The organism is Streptomyces sp. NPDC001002, from assembly GCF_053599215.1.
On sequence record NZ_JBSFLV010000187.1, the window covers coordinates 1 to 16,759 of the forward strand.

At 71.2% G+C, this 16,759-nt stretch carries 17 protein-coding genes; 6 read left to right on the plus strand and 11 right to left on the minus strand.

Going from position 1 to position 16,759, the window contains the following annotated elements; genetic code table 11:
* The 3 genes from ACWDR3_RS42735 to ACWDR3_RS42745 all read right to left on the minus strand — a co-directional run.
* Nucleotides 1–357, minus strand: a 357-nt coding sequence (locus ACWDR3_RS42735; protein ID WP_450358008.1) for a biotin/lipoyl-containing protein, incomplete at its 3' end; no start/stop codon positions are given.
* 69 nt (nt 358–426) lie between these two features.
* A complete protein-coding gene (gene lpdA, locus ACWDR3_RS42740) occupies nt 427–1,815 on the minus strand; it encodes a dihydrolipoyl dehydrogenase (protein ID WP_450358009.1) in 1,389 nt (462 codons plus the stop codon).
* A gap of 269 nt (nt 1,816–2,084) precedes the next feature.
* Nucleotides 2,085–3,611, minus strand: a complete 1,527-nt coding sequence (locus tag ACWDR3_RS42745; RefSeq protein WP_450358010.1) for a leucyl aminopeptidase — start codon at nt 3,609–3,611, stop codon at nt 2,085–2,087.
* Between the two features lie 256 nt (nt 3,612–3,867).
* On the opposite strand from ACWDR3_RS42745, the gene ACWDR3_RS42750 reads away from it, so the two are divergent.
* Nucleotides 3,868–4,650: an endo alpha-1,4 polygalactosaminidase gene (locus ACWDR3_RS42750; RefSeq protein WP_450358024.1), complete on the plus strand. Its 783-nt coding sequence runs from the start codon at nt 3,868–3,870 to the stop codon at nt 4,648–4,650.
* Nucleotides 4,651–4,671: 21 nt separating this feature from the next.
* Here the strand turns inward: ACWDR3_RS42750 and ACWDR3_RS42755 are convergent, their stop codons facing one another.
* The gene (locus ACWDR3_RS42755; protein ID WP_450358011.1) at nt 4,672–5,457 is read right to left on the minus strand and encodes an adenosylcobinamide-GDP ribazoletransferase; all 786 of its coding nucleotides are present in this window, start codon (nt 5,455–5,457) and stop codon (nt 4,672–4,674) included.
* Between the two features lie 60 nt (nt 5,458–5,517).
* Here ACWDR3_RS42755 and ACWDR3_RS42760 point away from each other — a divergent pair, with 60 nt between their 5' ends.
* Complete coding sequence (locus ACWDR3_RS42760) at nt 5,518–6,282, plus strand: hypothetical protein (protein ID WP_450358012.1); 765 nt, start codon at nt 5,518–5,520, stop codon at nt 6,280–6,282.
* A gap of 69 nt (nt 6,283–6,351) precedes the next feature.
* Here ACWDR3_RS42760 and ACWDR3_RS42765 read toward each other — a convergent pair whose 3' ends face one another.
* The 3 genes from ACWDR3_RS42765 to cobT form a co-directional block, all read right to left on the minus strand.
* Nucleotides 6,352–7,092 carry a hypothetical protein gene (locus tag ACWDR3_RS42765; protein ID WP_450358013.1) on the minus strand — a complete coding sequence of 247 codons (741 nt, stop codon included), beginning with the start codon at nt 7,090–7,092 and terminating at the stop codon, nt 6,352–6,354.
* On the minus strand, nt 7,089–8,825 hold the full coding sequence (locus tag ACWDR3_RS42770) for a phosphatidylglycerol lysyltransferase domain-containing protein (RefSeq protein ID WP_450358015.1): 1,737 nt from the start codon (nt 8,823–8,825) through the stop codon (nt 7,089–7,091). Before ACWDR3_RS42770 ends, ACWDR3_RS42765 begins: the two co-directional genes overlap by 4 nt.
* A gap of 81 nt (nt 8,826–8,906) precedes the next feature.
* On the minus strand, nt 8,907–10,052 hold the full coding sequence (cobT, locus tag ACWDR3_RS42775) for a nicotinate-nucleotide--dimethylbenzimidazole phosphoribosyltransferase (protein WP_450358016.1): 1,146 nt from the start codon (nt 10,050–10,052) through the stop codon (nt 8,907–8,909).
* Nucleotides 10,053–10,190: 138 nt separating this feature from the next.
* Here cobT and ACWDR3_RS42780 point away from each other — a divergent pair, with 138 nt between their 5' ends.
* Nucleotides 10,191–10,838: a methyltransferase domain-containing protein gene (locus ACWDR3_RS42780; protein ID WP_450358018.1), complete on the plus strand. Its 648-nt coding sequence runs from the start codon at nt 10,191–10,193 to the stop codon at nt 10,836–10,838.
* Here the strand turns inward: ACWDR3_RS42780 and ACWDR3_RS42785 are convergent.
* Complete coding sequence (locus ACWDR3_RS42785) at nt 10,827–12,032, minus strand: bifunctional adenosylcobinamide kinase/adenosylcobinamide-phosphate guanylyltransferase (RefSeq protein ID WP_450358019.1); 1,206 nt, start codon at nt 12,030–12,032, stop codon at nt 10,827–10,829. The two genes, ACWDR3_RS42780 and ACWDR3_RS42785, sit on opposite strands and share 12 nt — an antisense overlap.
* A 114-nt stretch (nt 12,033–12,146) precedes the next feature.
* Here ACWDR3_RS42785 and ACWDR3_RS42790 point away from each other — a divergent pair, with 114 nt between their 5' ends.
* Nucleotides 12,147–12,359: a hypothetical protein gene (locus ACWDR3_RS42790; protein WP_450358020.1), complete on the plus strand. Its 213-nt coding sequence runs from the start codon at nt 12,147–12,149 to the stop codon at nt 12,357–12,359.
* Between the two features lie 52 nt (nt 12,360–12,411).
* Here the strand turns inward: ACWDR3_RS42790 and ACWDR3_RS42795 are convergent, their stop codons facing one another.
* From ACWDR3_RS42795 to ACWDR3_RS42805, 3 genes are all read right to left on the minus strand, one after another.
* Nucleotides 12,412–13,509, minus strand: coding sequence for a S1C family serine protease (locus ACWDR3_RS42795; RefSeq protein WP_450358022.1), 1,098 nt, complete (start codon nt 13,507–13,509; stop codon nt 12,412–12,414).
* A 92-nt stretch (nt 13,510–13,601) separates the two neighbouring features.
* Nucleotides 13,602–14,339: a class I SAM-dependent methyltransferase gene (locus ACWDR3_RS42800; protein WP_450358025.1), complete on the minus strand. Its 738-nt coding sequence runs from the start codon at nt 14,337–14,339 to the stop codon at nt 13,602–13,604.
* A 47-nt stretch (nt 14,340–14,386) separates the two neighbouring features.
* Nucleotides 14,387–15,025: a DUF3043 domain-containing protein gene (locus ACWDR3_RS42805; protein ID WP_450358027.1), complete on the minus strand. Its 639-nt coding sequence runs from the start codon at nt 15,023–15,025 to the stop codon at nt 14,387–14,389.
* 283 nt (nt 15,026–15,308) lie between these two features.
* On the opposite strand from ACWDR3_RS42805, the gene ACWDR3_RS42810 reads away from it, so the two are divergent.
* Together ACWDR3_RS42810 and pspAA are read left to right on the plus strand one after the other, a co-directional pair.
* Nucleotides 15,309–16,106 (plus strand): PspA/IM30 family protein, encoded by a 798-nt coding sequence (locus ACWDR3_RS42810; protein WP_402347795.1) that lies wholly within the window; start codon nt 15,309–15,311, stop codon nt 16,104–16,106.
* A gap of 40 nt (nt 16,107–16,146) precedes the next feature.
* Nucleotides 16,147–16,425 (plus strand): PspA-associated protein PspAA, encoded by a 279-nt coding sequence (pspAA, locus tag ACWDR3_RS42815; protein WP_450358028.1) that lies wholly within the window; start codon nt 16,147–16,149, stop codon nt 16,423–16,425.
* Nucleotides 16,426–16,759 lie beyond the last annotated feature (334 nt).

The following is a 16,759-nucleotide window of genomic DNA, read 5'->3' on the forward strand; positions in this document are numbered from 1 at the left end:
CGCAGCGGGGGCGGGCGCCTCGGCCACGGGGGCCGGGGCGGCGGCCGGAGCCGGAGCCTCGGCCGGAGCCGGGGCGGGCTCGGCGGCGGGGGCCGGGGCGGCGGCAGCGGGCGCGCCGGTGCCGTCGTCGATGATCGCCAGCTCGGCGCCGACCTCGACGGTCTCGTCCTCGGCGACCTTGATCGAGGCCAGGATGCCCGCGGCGGGCGCGGGGATCTCGGTGTCGACCTTGTCGGTGGAGACCTCGAGCAGCGGCTCGTCGGCCTCGACGCGCTCACCCTCGGCCTTCAGCCAGCGGGTGACAGTGCCCTCGGTGACGCTCTCACCGAGCGCCGGAAGGGTTACGGAAACCGCCATGGTTTCGGTTGCTCCTTACGAATTGCGGAAGTCTGGGTTCGTCGCTGAGTCGCGTTCGTCGACCGAGGGTCAGTCGTGCGAGTGCAGGGGCTTGCCGGCCAGGGCCAGGTGGGCCTCGCCGAGCGCCTCGTTCTGCGTCGGGTGGGCGTGGATGAGCTGGGCGACCTCGGCGGGCAGCGCTTCCCAGTTGTAGATCAACTGGGCCTCGCCGACCTGCTCGCCCATGCGGTCGCCGACCATGTGGACGCCGACCACGGCACCGTCCTTCACCTGGACGAGCTTGATCTCGCCCGCGGTGTTGAGGATCTTGCTCTTGCCGTTGCCCGCGAGGTTGTACTTCAGAGCGACGACCTTGTCCGCACCGTAGATCTCCTTGGCCTTGGCCTCGGTGATGCCCACGGAGGCGACCTCGGGGTGGCAGTACGTCACCCGCGGGACACCGTCGTAGTCGATCGGAACGGTCTTGAGACCGGCCAGACGCTCCGCCACCAGGATGCCCTCGCCGAAGCCGACGTGCGCGAGCTGGAGCGTCGGGACCAGGTCACCGACGGCGGAGATGGTCGGGACGTTCGTCCGCATGTACTCGTCGACCAGGACATAGCCGCGGTCCATGGCGACGCCCTGCTCCTCGTACCCGAGGCCGGCGGAGACGGGGCCGCGGCCGACGGCGACGAGGAGGATCTCCGCCTCGAACTCCTTGCCGTCGGCGAGGGTGACCTTGACGCCGTCGGCCGTGTACTCGGCCTTGGAGAAGAAGGTGCCCAGGTTGAACTTGATGCCGCGCTTGCGGAACGCGCGCTCAAGAAGCTTGGAGGAGTTCTCGTCCTCGACCGGGACGAGGTGCTTGAGGCCCTCGATCACGGTGACGTCCGCGCCGAAGGACTTCCACGCCGAGGCGAACTCGACGCCGATGACCCCGCCGCCCAGGATGATCGCGGACTTCGGTACGCGGTCCAGGACGAGGGCGTGGTCGGAGGAGATGATCCGGTTGCCGTCGATCTCCAGACCGGGCAGCGACTTCGGCACGGAGCCGGTCGCCAGCAGGACGTGGCGGCCCTGGACGCGCTGGCCGTTCACGTCGACGGAGGTCGGGGACGACAGGCGGCCCGTGCCCTCGATGTACGTCACCTTGCGGGAGGCGATCAGACCCTGCAGACCCTTGTACAGACCGGCGATGACGCCGTCCTTGTACTTGTGGACCGCGGGGACGTCGATGCCCTCGAAGGTCGCCTTGACGCCGAACTGCTCGCTCTCGCGGGCCTGGTCGGCGATCTCGCCCGCGTGCAGCAGGGCCTTGGTGGGGATGCACCCCTTGTGCAGGCAGGTGCCGCCGACCTTGTCCTTCTCGATCAGGGCGACGTCCAGTCCCAGCTGCGCCCCGCGCAGGGCCGCGGCGTAACCGCCACTACCACCGCCGAGGATCACTAGGTCGAAAACGGTGCTGGCGTCGTTCGCCACGTCACGTCCTCCATGCATGTGCGCCACGCCGGTCGTCCTTGTCCCGTACGGGTGGTCGACCGGTCGGCGGCTGGTGTCCGGCCGCTCTTTCTTCGGCCCTGTGGTGGGGGCCCTGTCCTGCCGAGCCCCATCTTCGCACTTGTCGCGGGTGGACGAGACGCCAGGGCGGTGTGTGAGACGTCCCACGTTCAGTCGAGCGACCGCCCCGGGGGTACGGACGAGGGGGCTCCGCCCTACCCGCGCGCGGAGCCCCCTCACCCTCGGTCACATCAGCCGAGGTCGCCCGAGGCCGCCAGCTCGGCAAGGCGGACCAGCGTCCGCACCGCCGTACCCGTACCGCCCTTGGGCGTGTAGCCGAACGGCCCGCCCTCGTTGAAGGCCGGACCCGCGATGTCCAGGTGCGCCCAGGTGATGCCCTCGCCCACGAACTCGCGCAGGAAGAGACCGGCGACCAGGCCGCCGCCCATCCGCTCGCCCATGTTCGCGATGTCGGCCGTGGGGGAGTCCATGCCCTTGCGCAGGTGCTCCGGCAGCGGCATCGGCCAGGCCGGCTCGCCGACCTCCTCGGCCGCCTCGTGCAGCGCGGAGCGGAACGCGTCGTCGTTCGCCATGATCCCGAAGGTCCGGCTGCCCAGCGCCAGCATCATCGCGCCGGTGAGCGTCGCCACGTCGACGATCGCGTCCGGCTTCTCCGCCGAGGCGGCCCACAGGGCGTCCGCCAGGACCAGCCGGCCCTCGGCGTCGGTGTTGAGCACCTCGACCGTCTTGCCGCTGTACATGCGCAGCACGTCACCGGGACGGGTCGCGGAACCGGAGGGCATGTTCTCGGCCAGCGCCAGCCAGCCCGTGACGTTGACCTCAAGGCCCAGACGCGCGGCGGCGACCACGGCCGCGAAGACCGCCGCCGCACCGCTCATGTCGCACTTCATCGTCTCGTTGTGCCCGGCCGGCTTCAGCGAGATGCCGCCCGAGTCGTACGTGATGCCCTTGCCGACGAACGCGAGGTGCTTCTTCGCCTTGGACGAGGTGTACGACAGCTTCACCAGCCGCGGACCGGCCGCGGAGCCGGCGCCGACGCCGAGGATGCCGCCGTAGCCGCCCTTCTCCAGCGCCTTCACGTCGAGCACCTGCACCTTGATGCCGTGCTCCTTGGCAGCGGCCTGCGTGATCGCCGCGAACGACTCGGGGTTGAGGTCGTTCGGCGGGGTGTTGATCAGGTCGCGGGCGCGGTTGAGCTCCTCGGCGACGGCGGTGGCGCGCTCGACGGCCGCCTTGTGGTCCTTGTCGCGGGGCTTGGCGCCCAGCAGGGCGGCCTCGCCGAGCGGCGCCTTGCCGTTCTTGGCCTTGGCGTCCTTGCCGTTCTCCTTGTACGTGTCGAAGGAGTACGCGCCGAGCAGCACGCCCTCGCCGATCGCGCCGAGGTCGGCGGCGTCGCCGATCGGCAGGACGAAGACGGCCTTCTTGGTCCCGGTGAGCGCACGGGCTGCCGCACCGGCGGCCTTGCGCAGCGCCTCGGCGTCGTACCCGGAGTCCTTCTGGGGCTCCGCGCCCAGGCCGACCGCCACCACGAGCGGGGACTTGAAGCCGGACGGCGCCGGCAGCTTCGTCACCTCGCCCTCGGCACCGGAGGCACCGAGGGTTTCCAGGATCCCGGCGAGCCCGCCGTCGTAGGCCTTGTCGACGGCTTCGGCGCCCGGGGCGACGACCGGCCCCTTGTCGCCCTTGGCGACACCGAGCACGATCGCGTCGGCACGCAGACCGGGCGCCGCGGCGGTGCTGAGAGTGAGAGCAGTCACGGTGGTGAAATCTCGCTTCCGATGTGAAGTTGCAGTGGTCGAACTGTGTGGGTCGACCGGGCCCGACAGCCGACCCTAGATCCGGCCTAGGAACGCGGCTTGAGCGGGGCCTTCCCCGGTGCGGCGAACAGTCGGGACGAGCCTACGCGCGTGTGTGCGTTCACTCATTCCCCCGGGCGTTCACCTGTCCTCTGCATCGGAGATCATTCCTGAGCCACCTCACCGCACCCCTGGAGCCGGCATCTTGCCCCGCACACTGACCCGCCCGTCCCTGCTGCTCGCCCTGCTCGCGTTCCTGGCGGGCTGCGCCTCCGCGCCCGACGACGAATCCCCCACCGCCGCCCGCTGGCAGCCGCGCCCGGGAGTCGCCTGGCAGTGGCAGCTGAGCGGCCGGATCGACACCTCCGTCGACGTGCCGGTCTACGACATCGACGGCTTCGACCAGCCGAAGGCCACCGTCTCCGCCCTGCACGCCAAGGGCCGCAAGGTCATCTGTTACCTCTCCACCGGCGCGTACGAGGACTGGCGGCCCGACGCGAAGAAGTTCCCCAAGTCGGTGCTGGGCAAGGGCAACGGCTGGGACGGCGAGCGCTGGCTCGACATCCGCCGCACCGACGTCCTCGAACCACTGATGGCGGCCCGCTTCGACATGTGCCGCGACAAAGGCTTCGACGCGGTGGAGCCGGACAACATGGACGGCTACAAGAACCGCACCGGCTTCCCCCTCAAGGCCGCCGACCAACTCCGCTACAACCGCCTGATCGCGAAACTCGCCCACGACCGAGGCATGTCGGTCGGCCTCAAGAATGACCTCGACCAAATCCCCCAACTGGTCGGCGACTTCGACTTCGCGGTCAACGAACAGTGCGCCCAGTACGGCGAATGCGCCGACCTGACACCGTTCATCAAGGCCGGCAAGGCGGTCTTCCACGTCGAGTACGAGCTGCCCACCAGCCGCTTCTGCGCCGACTCCCGCCGCCTGAAGCTGAGTTCGATGCTCAAGAAGTACGAACTGGGGGCCTGGCGCCGAGCCTGCTGATCAACGGCCTTGTTCTCGCCGTCAGTTCCCCAGGCAGAGCACCAGCAGCGAGAGCGTCGCGGCCGTCTCGGCGAGCGCCCCGAACACATCCCCGGTCACCCCGCCGAACCGCCGCGTGCAGTGCCGCAACAGCAGTTCGGCACCACCGAGCCCGACGACCACCGCGACCGCCGTACGGACCACGTCGTACGTCCCGAGCAACGCACCCCCGGCCGCCGCGAGCGCCACCACCACAACCCCGACGCCCACCGCACCCCGCACCGGCACGACCCCCGCGACCGCCGCCCCCAGCCCCTCGGGCCGCGCCGCCGGCACACCCGCCCGGGCGGCCAGGGTGAGCGCGAGCCGGGCGACGGTCCCCGAGACGACGGCCGCGAGCGCGCCCCGGCCCCACGAGCCGCCGTAGGCCTGCGCCAGCGCCGCCACCTGCGCCAGCAGCACGAACACCAGCGTGATCACACCGAACGGCCCGATGTCCGACTGCTTCATGATCCGCAGCGCGTCCTCGGCGGGCTTACCGCTGCCGAGCCCGTCCGCGGTGTCCGCGAGCCCGTCGAGATGCAGCCCACGGGTGAGTACGGCGGGTACGGCGGCGGAGGCGACGGCGGCGAGCAGGGCGCCCGCGCCGAGCGCCAGCAGCAGGACCCCGAGAAGGGCCGCGCCCGCGCCGACCACCAGTCCGGCCGCCGGGGCGCAGAGCATGCCGGCGCGCGCCGCGTCCCGGTCCCAGCGGGTCACCGTGACCGGCAGTGCGGTCAGGGTGCCGAAGGCGAAGCGGAGGCCGTCCGGCCAGGGGGTTCTGGGCACCGGCGCAGGTTACCCGGCGGTCGCGCGGGCGGAAGCGGGTGGCATGGATAAAGTTCACATATGGGACATTGGTTGCATCGGAACATCATCGAGCCCGGCAAGCTGCCGTTGCTCCTCGCCCTGGCGGCCTTCGTCCTGACGTTCCTGATCACGCGCTTGATCACCCGTCTCATCCGGGCGGGCAAGGGGCCGTTCGGCAACGTCAAGGCGGGCGGGCTGCACATCCATCACGTCGTGCCGGGCATCGTGCTGACCATCATCGGCGGCTTCGGGGCGGTGGCGGGCGGGCGGCACGGGTTCGGCTCGGCCGTCTGCGCGGTGATCTTCGGGATGGGCGCGGGTCTGGTCCTCGATGAGTTCGCGCTGATCCTCCACCTCGACGACGTGTACTGGAGCGAGGAGGGCCGCCAGAGCGTCGAGGTGGTGGTGCTGACGGCGGCTCTGGTCGGTCTCGTGCTCTCCGGCTTCTCGCCCTTCGGGGTCAACGACATGAGCCAGGACGAGCTCCAGGACCGGGGTGGCGTGATCACGACGGTGGTGGTCAACTTCGTGTTCGCGCTGGCCGTCCTCGCCAAGGGCAAGACCCGGATGGCGATCTTCAGCGTGATCGTCCCGCTGGTCGGTCTGATCGGCCTGATCCGCCTGGCCCGCCCCGGTTCCCCCTGGGCCCGCCGCTTCTACCGCCGCCGCCCGCGCGCCCGCGCCCGTTCCAGGCTCCGCGCCTACCACCACGACCGCCGCTGGGCGGGCCCCAGCCGCAGGTTCCAGGACTGGATCGGCGGCAAGCCGGACCCGGAGCCACAGCGGGCGCTGCCTCGGGGGTGACGGTGTCGCCATCGGCGCGGGCGAGGGGGCGGGCGGGCTTCAAGAGGGCGGGCTTCAAGGCGGCGAGTTTCAAGGGGGCGGGGAGTCCGGCTCCGGACCCCGCGCCCTCGGGCCTCTTGCCCCTGGCCCCCGCGACCTCGGACCCCGCGCCCCCGGCCCCCGCTTCCGGTGCCGCAGTGCCGAGATCCCGCACAGCACCGCCACCGTCACGATCGCCGCGACGTGTTCCTTGCCGGCGAGGTTGTCCTTGAGCAGCACCTCGACCACCATCGCCAGGGCGACCGCGCCGGCGGTGACGTAGGCGCCGTAGCGCCAGCCGAGGAAGATCGCGAGGCCGACCACCGCCGCCGAGGGGCCGGTGTCGACGACCTGGGCGTCCGAGGCGGGGAGGCCGAACGGGCTGCCCGGGCCCAGGGAGATGCCCACGCGCGCGTACAGCGTGCCGGCGAGGGTGGCCGCGTAGGCGATGACGAGGGTGCGCCACCAGCCGAGGCAGATCTCCGCGATGCCGAAGACGAACAGCACCTGCGCCAGCGCGCCCCACACGGGCAGGTCCAGGGCCGGCACGAAGAGGGAGAGCGGGGTGCGCAGCAACGCCAGCCAGAGCGGGTCCTGGGCCCGGACCGCGCCGATGTCCTGCACGAACCGGTAGCCCCAGGACTGGTTCTGCACGATCTGCACGACCGCCGTGAGACCCACCGCCCCGAGTGTCATCGGGATCGCCCGCCAACGCCGCTTCAGCAGCGGCTCGCGCACGGTGACGTAGAGCAGTCCCCATTCGGCGCGGGCCCAGCGGGCGAGGTTCCTCATCTGTGCGTCTCCAGATGCTTGCGATGCAGCCACTTGGGCAACCCCGGCGCCTCCAGGAATCCTTCCGCGCGAGCCGAAGCAAGACCGATGCGCGGCAGGTCCGCGCTCTTCTCGAAGAGCAGGAACCGTGGCTCCCAGATGGGCCGGTACTTGGCGTTGGCCCGGTACAGCGACTCGATCTGCCACCACCGCGAGAAGAAGCTCAGCAGTGACCGCCACAGCCGCAGCACCGGACCGGCACCGAGGCGCCCCCCACGTTCGAAGACCGATCGGAACATCGCGAAGTTGAGTGAGACCTGGGTGATCCCGATCTCGCGGCCCCTGCGCAGGAGTTCGATCACCATGAACTCCATCAGCCCGTTCTCGGCGTCCCGGTCGCGCCGCATCAGGTCGAGCGAGAGACCGCGCGGCCCCCACGGCACGAAGGACAGCAGCGCCCGCAGCCGCCCCTCCGCGTCCGTGCACTCCAGCATCACGCAGCGCCCGTCCTCGGGATCCCCGAGCCGGCCCAGCGCCATGCTGAACCCGCGCTCGGTGGCCCCGTCCCGCCAGTCGTCGGCACGCTTGAGGAGATACGCCAACTCGTCGGCGGGGATGTCCTCGTGGCGCCGGATGCGCACCGTGTACCCGGCCCGCTTGACCCGGTTGTAGGCCTGCCGCACGGTCCGCATGGCCCGCCCCTCCAGTGTGAACTCGGCGACCTCGACCAGGGCTTCGTCGCCCAGCTCAAGCGCGTCCAGGCCGTGCCGCGCGTACACCGTCCCGGCCTCCTCGCCGGCCCCCATCACCGCCGGGATCCACCCGTGCGCGCGGGCTTCGGCGAGCCACGGGTCGATGGCGCCGGGCCAGGCCTCGGGGTCGCCGATCGGGTCCCCGGAGGCCAGCGAGACTCCGCCCACCACCCGGTAGGCGACGGCCGCCTTGCCGGTCGGTGACCACACCACGCTCTTCTCCCGGCGCAGCGCGAAGTAGCCGAGCGAGTCCCGCTCGCCCTGCCGGTCGAGCAGCTCCCGCAGCCGCTTCTCGTCGTCCTCGGTGAGCGGGTCGACGGCGCGCCGGGAGCGGAAGGCGGCGTAGAAGACGGCGAGGACCAGGACCGTGCTGAGCACGTTGATGCCGACGTCCACCCAGTTCGGCGTCTCGATGCCGGGGAAGCGGGCCTCGCTCGCGGCGACCGACACCAGCCGGAAGGTGCCGTAGTGCCAGCGCTCCAGGAACGTCGAACGGGCCGCGTCCGACGCCTGGTTGGTGACCGTCACCAGCAGCGCGGCGAGCAGCGAGCAGGCCAGGGTGCCGCCGACCGCGACGGCGGCGGCGAGCTTCGGGTTGGACCGGTCGCCCTTCGCGTAGAACTCCCGCCGGCCGACCACGAGGGCGACGACGAAGGCGGCGGTGAGGGCCAGCGAGATCCAGTTCTGCGCGTGTGCGCGCATCTCCGGGAACGCCATCGCCAAGGAGAACAGGGCGAGGAAGGGTCCTGCCAGCGCGAGGTTCAGGATCCATGCGGCGCGCTTGCGGCGCCGCATGGTGACGGCCAGGAAGACGGTGAACACCCCGGACGCGAAGCCCGCGGTGAGGAGGTACGGCGTGAAGAAGTCCTCCTGGTTGTGCCGCCGCACGTCCTGCCCCAGGGAGACCCAGATCGCGCTCAGAAAGTTGACGAACGCGACCAGCCGCAGGTACCAGACGGCGAATGCGGCGGCCCGCCGCGAGGCAATTCGGGCATCTCCCATGGAGAAGGATCTTATGGGCGATGCCTTGACGAACCGTCCTTCTTTCGTCTCGCGTGCGGTCGACTTTCGGCTCTTTGAGGCCTACTCGGTCTCCTCTTTCGCCAGTTCACCGGAGACCTCGGGCTTTCCGGACGCCTCGGCCCCCTCGGCGGCCGCCGACTCCTCCGGCTTCTCCGTCTCCTCGGGCCGCTCCGGCAGTTCGGCGGCCAGCGCGGCCGCCGCCTGGACCAGTGGCAGCGCCAGCAGGGCTCCCGCGCCCTCGCCCACCGTCACCCCGTGCGACAGCAGCGGCTCAAGGGCCATCCGGTCCAGCGCCTTCGCCTGACCCGGCTCCCCGCTGTCGTGCCCGGCCAGCCACCAGTCCGGCGCCCGGAACGCGATCCGCTGGGCCACCAGCGCACAGGCGGCGGCCACCACCCCGTCCAGGACCACCGGCGTCTTGCGCACCGCGCACTGCAGCAGGAAGCCCGTCATCGCGGTGAGGTCGGCCCCGCCCACGGTCGCCAGGAGCTGCAGCTGCTCGCCGAGCACCGGCCGGGCCCGGCGCAGCGCGTCGCGGATCGCCGCGCACTTGCGCATCCACGCCAGGTCGTCGATCGCGAGGCCGCCCCGCCCGGTCACCACGGACGCGTCGGTCCCGCACAGCGCCGCGACCAGCACGCCCGCCGCCGTCGTCCCGCCCACGCTCACATCGCCGAGCACCACCAGATCCGTACCGGAGTCGGCCTCTTCGTCGGCCACCGCCATCCCGGCGCGGAAGGCGGCCTCCGCCTCCTCGGCGGTCAGCGCGTCCTCGATGTCGATCCGCCCGCTGCCGCGCCGCACCCGATGCCGTACGACCTCGTCGGGCAGCGTCTCGGGGTCGCAGTCCAGGGACATGTCGACGACCCGCACCGGCACGCCCAGCCGGCGCGCGAGGACCGACACCGGCCGGCCGCCCTCCAGGACGTCCCGCACCAGCTGCCCGGCGCTGCCCGCGGGCCGTGCGGAGACGCCGAGTTCGGCCACTCCGTGGTCACCGGCGAAGAGCACCACCCGCGGCTGTCCGATCGGCCGCACCGGTACGGCGGACTGCGCCGCGGCCAGCCACTCACCCAGTTCGTCGAGGCGGCCCAGCGACCCGGGCGGCACGATCTGCCGCTCCCGGCGCGCCTCGGCGTCGCGGCGCACTCCGCCGTCGGGACGCTCGATCAGATCGGAGAAGTCGTCGAGATTAAGCGAGCTCATTCGCCGAACAGTACCGGCACCGATCGAACGGTTCCGCGCCACATGGGCACCACGCGCACGTGACGTCGTTGCTCCCAAGATCAAGAACCCATATGTTCCGCTTTGCAGCGGATTGTCATACGTCTTCGGGAGCCGCACATGTCACCACTCGCCGCACTCTCCCTACTCTCCGCACGTTCCGGCCGCTCCATCCGGTCCGTCCACTCAGGGCTCACCGCCCTGCGCACCCGCACCGGTGCCCTGCGCGCGCGTGCCGACGACCTCGACCGGCGCCGCCGTCACCGCTCAACCGCCCGCGCCCTGCTGCGAGTCGACCCCGAACCGGAGAGCTGGCTGGACGTCGGCACCGGCCACGCCCACTTCCCGGCGACAGCGAAGGAACTGTTCCCCTACACGTCCTTCGACGGCATCGACCCCACCGCGCGCGTGCTCGCGGCCCGCGAGGCGGAACGCGTCGAGGAGGCGTACGTGGGAGACCTGACGGACCCGCGGCTCACCAGAGCCCTGCGCGCCCGCTACGACGTGGTCACCCTCCTCCACCCGCCGACCCCCGACGAGGAACTCCGGGCGGCCCTCACCCTCCTGCGCCCCGGCGGCCTCCTCCTGCTGGAGGCCCCCCGCCCCCGCGTGGACGCCCTGCGCGCCGAACTGGAGTCCCAGGGCTGCGCGATCGTCCCGCCGAAACCCCGCACGCTCTTCAACCGTTCACTCCCCAACGGCCCGTTCCTGGACCGCCTGCGCCCCACCGCCCGGCTCATCGCCCGCCGGGCGCCCTCAGCCGCGTAGCACCAGCGCCTGGCCCGCCACCAGCAGTACCACCTGCTCGCACTCGCTCGCGAACGCGGCGTTCAGGCGGCCCAGTTCGTCCCGGTAGCGGCGCCCCGAGGCCGTGGCCGGCACGATTCCGGACCCGACCTCGTTCGAGACGGCGACCACGGTCCGCCGGCTCGCGCGCACCGCGTCCGTCAGCTCCCGCATCCGCTCGCGCAGCGCCCGTTCGCCACCGTCCGCCCACACGGCGTCGTCCCACGCCCCCACGGAGTCCATGGCGTCCGTCAGCCACAGGGACAGACAGTCGATGAGCAGCGGCGCGCCCTCGTCCTTCAGGAGGGGCACCAGATCGCAGGTCTCGGTGGTCCGCCAGGAGCCCGGGCGGCGCTCCCGGTGCACGGCGACCCGGGACGCCCACTCGGTGTCCCCGCCGCGCGTGCCGCCGGTGGCCACGTAGAGCACGTCCGGAAAGGCTTCGAGCCGCCGCTCGGCCTCCACCGACTTTCCGGACCGCGCACCTCCCAGCACCAGCGTCCGCCGCGGTACGTCGGGCACGTCCTCGTACACGCCCACGGTCAGCGTCGTCCCGTCCGGCACGGCCCGCGCACCCGCCGCGGCCAGCCGCCGCCGCAGTTCGGCGCCGGGCGGCACGTCATGGTCCAGATGAACGGCGACGACGTCCGTGGTCGGCCCCAGCGCCCCCACCGCCCGCAGCCTGGCGAGCGCGTCCGGCCGCCCCACGACATCGGCGAGCACCATGGCGTACGACTCCACGGTCCCGTTGCCGTCGAGGCCGGCCGGCGCGCCCCCGGGCGGCAGATACAGCAGCCGCTGCCCGTCCGGGCCGGTCACCGCGTACCCGGTGCCCGGCGCGTCCATCGCCACCGCCCGCACCCGATGCCCCGTCAGCAGCGCCAACTCCCGCCCGTCCGGCACCCGTCCGGGCTGCGGCAGCCCCACCGGCACCTCGACGGCGGGCCCGTCGTGCGGATGCGACAACAGCACCTGCCGTACGCCGCTGAGCGACCGCCCGGCCCGCGCCGCCGCGAAGGCCGCACCCGGCGTCAGGTCGAGCAGCAACGTTCCGTCGATGAGCAGCGCGGTCGCCGCGCGCGCGTGCTCACCGAGCGAGGTGGCGCAGTTCGCGCAGGAACAGTCGGGGCGGGGCAAACCCGCCGGGGCACCGGTGCCGAGCAGTGTTACTTCCACAGAAGTGATTTTCGCGTGTCTGCGCAGGTGTTGCCCGTCCGACTAGTCTGCAGAGCAGGAGCCGGACCAAGATCCGGCTTCTGCTCTGCTGGTGCTCAGACACGGGAGGCGTACATGGCGGCATGGACGTGGCGGTTCGAGAAGACCGACGGGGCGGAGGTCCCGCCCGCGGTGGAGCCCGAGGAGTTCACCACGCAGGGGGACGCCGAGTCGTGGATCGGGGAGCACTGGAAGGCTCTCCTCGAAGGCGGCGCGGACCAGGTGCGGCTGTTCGAGGACACCACGGAGATCTACGGTCCGATGAGCCTGCACGCCCAGGACGCGTAGGGGCTCCGCGGGACATGGACACAGGGGGGCGGCGTACCGGCCGCCCCCTCGGTCACTGCTCGCCCAGCGTCACGTCCGTCTTGTCCTCGTCGCCGTCGCGCGTGTACGTCACGGTCGTCTTGTCCCCTGGCTTGTCCTCGGCCAGCGCCTCGGAGAGTGACGTGATCGTGGTGATGTCCGTGTCACCCAGCCTGGTGATGATGTCCCCGGGCTCGATGCCCGCCTTGTCGGCCGCCCCGCCGCTCTTCACGTCGACGACGGCGACCCCGGCGGCCCGGTAACTGCCGTCCACGACCGTACGGCCCGTGATGCCGAGCGCGGCCCGGCCCGAGTCGGTCACCTTGCCGTCCTTGATGATCTGGTCGGCGACCGTCTTCACCATCGAGGACGGGATCGCGAACCCGATACCGGGCGCCGCGCTGCCCCCGAGGTCGGGGTCGGTGGCCGCGAGGGTCGGGATGCCGATGACCTGCCCGTCGAGATTGACGAGCGCGCCCCCGCTGTTGCCGGGGTTGATCGCGGCCGAGGTCTGCACCATGTTGGCGATGGTCGCGCCCGTACCGCCCCCGCTGCTGCCCTCGCTGACGGTCCGTCCGGTCGCCGACACGATGCCCTGCGTCACGCTGGACGACAGCCCGAGCGGCGAGCCCATCGCCAGGACGATCTGCCCGACGTCGACCTTCGAGGAGTCGGCGAAGGAGGCGGCCTTGAGCCCGTCCGGCACCTTGTCCAGCTTCACCACGGCGAGATCCTGCTCGGGGTAGGAGTAGACGAGCTTGGCGCTGAGCACGTCCTCGCTGTTGGCGGTCGTCACCTTGAAGGTCGTCTCGTCCCCGACGACGTGCGCGTTGGTGACGATGTGCCCCTGGTCGTCGTACACGACCCCGGACCCCAGATCGTTGCTGGCCTGGATCTGCACCACGGACGGCAGGACGTCCTTGATGACCTTCAGGTAGTCGTTCTGCAGATCGTCGCCGGACGCGGGCGCGGCGACCTCGGCGGCCTGTGCCGCCTGCTCGGTCCGCGCTTTCGAGGTCTCCTCTGCGTCCGCCGAGCCGGACCCGGAACACCCGCTCAACAGGGCGAGCGAGCAGGACAACGCGGCCACGGGAGCGAGCAGCCGGACGGCACGATTACGGGAAGCATCCATGCCCCGAGTGTCTCTTCGGGGTGATTGTCCGGCTTGCCCGGTTCACCCGAACGAGCTGACCGGCACCTTCGTCGGTATCGCGCCCGCGCGCCTCAGCCGCGCACGCCGCACAGATGCAGCAGCGCCGCCACCCGCCGGTACGGATCCGTCCGCCCGGCCCGCTCCTCGGCCGCCAGCAACGTCTCCAGGTCGGCCGGGAACTCCGCCCCGTCGGCCGCCGTGTCCGTGAAGACCCGCACCCCGTACCAGGCGTGCAGCGGCGCCCCGATACCGGCGAGCGTGGCGGTGAGCGTCTCCAGCCGGTCGGCACGCACGTCGAGACCGAGCCGATTCGTGTACGAGACGGTGTCGAAGGCGTCGAGCGCGCCCGCCCAGTCACCCGACAACCCCGGCCGCATCGCCAGGCAGTCGCCGTTGCGCACAAGCAGTGAGAGCAGACCGCCCGGGGCGAGCATCCGGGCCAGTCCCGCAAGGAGGGCGTCCGGATCACCGACGTACATGAGGACCCCGTGGCAGAGGACCACGTCGAAGCTGCCCGGGAGGAAATGCACCCCCGTGTCCCGCCCGTCGCCCTGGACCAGTCGCACCCGCTCCCGGATGCCCTCCGGCTCGGCGGCGACGGCCTCGCGGGCCGCGGAGATCATCGTGGGGTCCTGCTCGACCCCGGTCACCTGATGCCCGGCCCGGGCCAGCCGCAGCGCCTGGGTGCCCTGGCCCATCCCCACGTCGAGCACGCGCAGCCGCTGCCCGACCGGAAACCGCCCGGTTATCTGAGCCTCTAGCTGCCGAGCGACAAGCTCCTGTCGTACGACATCCCGCAGCCCGCCCAGCTTGCTCAGCCAGGCATCCGCCACGCCCCCGGAGAAGGAATCCGCGCTCAGGGCCGCTCTCCGCGCTTGACCTGCGGCTTCGGCAGCCGGAGACGGCGCATCTGGAGGGAGCGCATCAGCGCGTAGGCGACGGCACCCCGGCGGTTCTGGTCCGGGAAGCGCTCGGCGAGCCGCTTCTTGAGCCGGAAGGCGTTGACGAACGCGTCGACCAGGATGAGCACGATCACGACCAGCCACAGCAGCAGCGCGATGCTCTGCAGCGCGCCCACGCGGACCATGCTCAGCACCAGGATGACCACGGCCATCGGCAGGAAGAACTCGGCCACGTTGAACCGTGAGTCGATCCAGTCGCGCGCGAACTTGCGCACCGGGCCCTTGTCCCGCGCGGGCAGGTAGCGCTCGTCGCCACTGGCCAGCGCCTGGCGCTGGCGCTGCATCGCGGTACGCCGCTCCTCGCGCTGACGCTTGGAGGCGTCCTTGCGGGTCATCGACGTACTGGCGACGCTGCGGCGCTGGGTCTGGGACTCACTGCGCTTGGGCGTCGGGCGGCCCTTGGGGGCCTGCGGGTCACGGGTCTGCTTGGAGTCGGTCAGCGACGCCTTGTCGGCGTACGCGGCCTTCTCTTCCTTGGCGCGGCTACGGAACACAAAACCCAAGGGTAAGGGGTGGCCGGGGTTGGACCCCAGCCCGGCGGGGAACGATCCGGCAACACCAGTCGTCCTGTAAGGGACAGAGGGGACGTTGCACGTACTTCCGGCCCCGGGTCCTTGACGGGTACCTCTTGGGTACTTCTCGGGGGTCACCCTGGGGGGACACCTACTCCCTACGCCGGAGCGGGAGAGAGCGCAGTCGTCCTTGGGGATGACCGCATCCGTCCCGGAACAGTGCGTCAATGGATGCAGGGCCCGTACTGTGGGTTCTGTCGCAGAGCTGGAGCTGGAGTCCGTCAGAAGGGGGCGCGCGAAGCCCATGAGCGGTGTCATGAAGCGTATGGGGATGATCTTCCGCGCGAAGGCGAACAAGGCCCTTGACCGGGCCGAGGACCCGCGCGAAACCCTCGATTACTCGTACCAGAAGCAGCTGGAGCTGCTTCAGAAGGTACGCAGGGGAGTGGCCGACGTCGCCACCTCCCGCAAGCGTCTGGAGCTCCAGCTCAACCAGCTGCAGTCGCAGTCCACGAAGCTGGAGGACCAGGGCCGCAAGGCCCTCGCCCTCGGCCGCGAGGACCTGGCCCGCGAGGCGCTCTCGCGGCGGGCCGCGCTCCAGCAGCAGGTGACGGATCTGGAGACGCAGCACGCGACGCTCCAGGGCGAGGAGGAGAAGCTCACCCTTGCGGCCCAGCGGCTCCAGGCCAAGGTCGACGCCTTCCGTACGAAGAAGGAGACGATCAAGGCCACGTACACCGCGGCCCAGGCCCAGACCCGGATCGGCGAGGCGTTCTCCGGCATCTCCGAGGAGATGGGCGACGTCGGCATGGCCATCCAGCGTGCCGAGGACAAGACGGCCCAGCTCCAGGCCCGCGCCGGCGCCATCGACGAACTGCTCGCCTCGGGCGTCCTCGACGACCACTCCGGTCTGGCCAAGGACGACATCCAGAGCGAGCTGGACCGGCTCTCCGGTGGTACGGATGTAGAGCTGGAACTGCAGCGCATGAAGGCGGAACTGGCCGGCGGCCCGTCCTCGCAGCAGCAGGCGATCGAGGGCGGCAACGGCCAGTCGCAGGCCCAGCAGCAACCGCAGGACACCCCCCGCTTCGACAAGCAGTAGAAGCCAGGGCCCACGCCTAGGAGGCCGACACATGGGCGACATGGTCGTACGGATCATGGGGGAGGGACAGGTGAGGCTGGCCGACAGCCACCTCACCGAACTCAACGAGCTGGACGACGAACTCCTGCGCGAAATGCAGAACGGCGACGGCCCAGGCTTCCGCCGCACCCTCCAGGCCCTCCTGTCCAAGGTCCGAGAGTTGGGCACCCCCCTCCCGGACGCCTCCCTCGAACCCTCCGAACTGATCCTCCCGTCCCCGGACGCGACCTTGGAGGAAGTCCGGGACTTGCTGAGCGACGACGGCTTGATCCCGGGCTGAGCAGAAAGAGGGTCGGGGCGGGCTGCGTCTTTGTCTTTCAGCCCGTCCGGCGCAAGACACGGCACCTCCCGGACGCCGGTCCGTATCTCTCAACTCGTCCGGCGTTTGAGGACGGGCTGACCATCCCGAACCCCCACCCGCCCGGAGGGGCGGCGGCTGAGGGAGACGGCACCTCCCGGACGCCGGTCCGCATCTTTCAGCCCGTCCGGCGTTTGAGGACGAGGCCGTTCAGGCCGAAGCGGGGGTCTGGGGGCGGCAGCCCCCAGGAACGGCCACGCCAACGCCCGAAACCAGACAGGAAACCAGATCGGAAAAGCCAACTACAGAACACCAT

What these genes read in the sequence shown, in the direction of transcription:
- ACWDR3_RS42760 (WP_450358012.1), top strand. Translation starts at nt 5,518, where the DNA reads ATGGGACATTGGTTGCATCGGAACATCATCGAGCCCGGCAAGCTGCCG.
- ACWDR3_RS42765 (WP_450358013.1), bottom strand. Translation starts at nt 7,092, where the DNA reads ATGAGGAACCTCGCCCGCTGGGCCCGCGCCGAATGGGGACTGCTCTAC.
- ACWDR3_RS42770 (WP_450358015.1), bottom strand. Translation starts at nt 8,825, where the DNA reads ATGGGAGATGCCCGAATTGCCTCGCGGCGGGCCGCCGCATTCGCCGTC.
- cobT (WP_450358016.1), bottom strand. Translation starts at nt 10,052, where the DNA reads ATGAGCTCGCTTAATCTCGACGACTTCTCCGATCTGATCGAGCGTCCC.
- ACWDR3_RS42780 (WP_450358018.1), top strand. Translation starts at nt 10,191, where the DNA reads ATGTCACCACTCGCCGCACTCTCCCTACTCTCCGCACGTTCCGGCCGC.
- ACWDR3_RS42790 (WP_450358020.1), top strand. Translation starts at nt 12,147, where the DNA reads ATGGCGGCATGGACGTGGCGGTTCGAGAAGACCGACGGGGCGGAGGTC.
- ACWDR3_RS42795 (WP_450358022.1), bottom strand. Translation starts at nt 13,509, where the DNA reads ATGGATGCTTCCCGTAATCGTGCCGTCCGGCTGCTCGCTCCCGTGGCC.
- ACWDR3_RS42810 (WP_402347795.1), top strand. Translation starts at nt 15,309, where the DNA reads ATGAGCGGTGTCATGAAGCGTATGGGGATGATCTTCCGCGCGAAGGCG.
- pspAA (WP_450358028.1), top strand. Translation starts at nt 16,147, where the DNA reads ATGGTCGTACGGATCATGGGGGAGGGACAGGTGAGGCTGGCCGACAGC.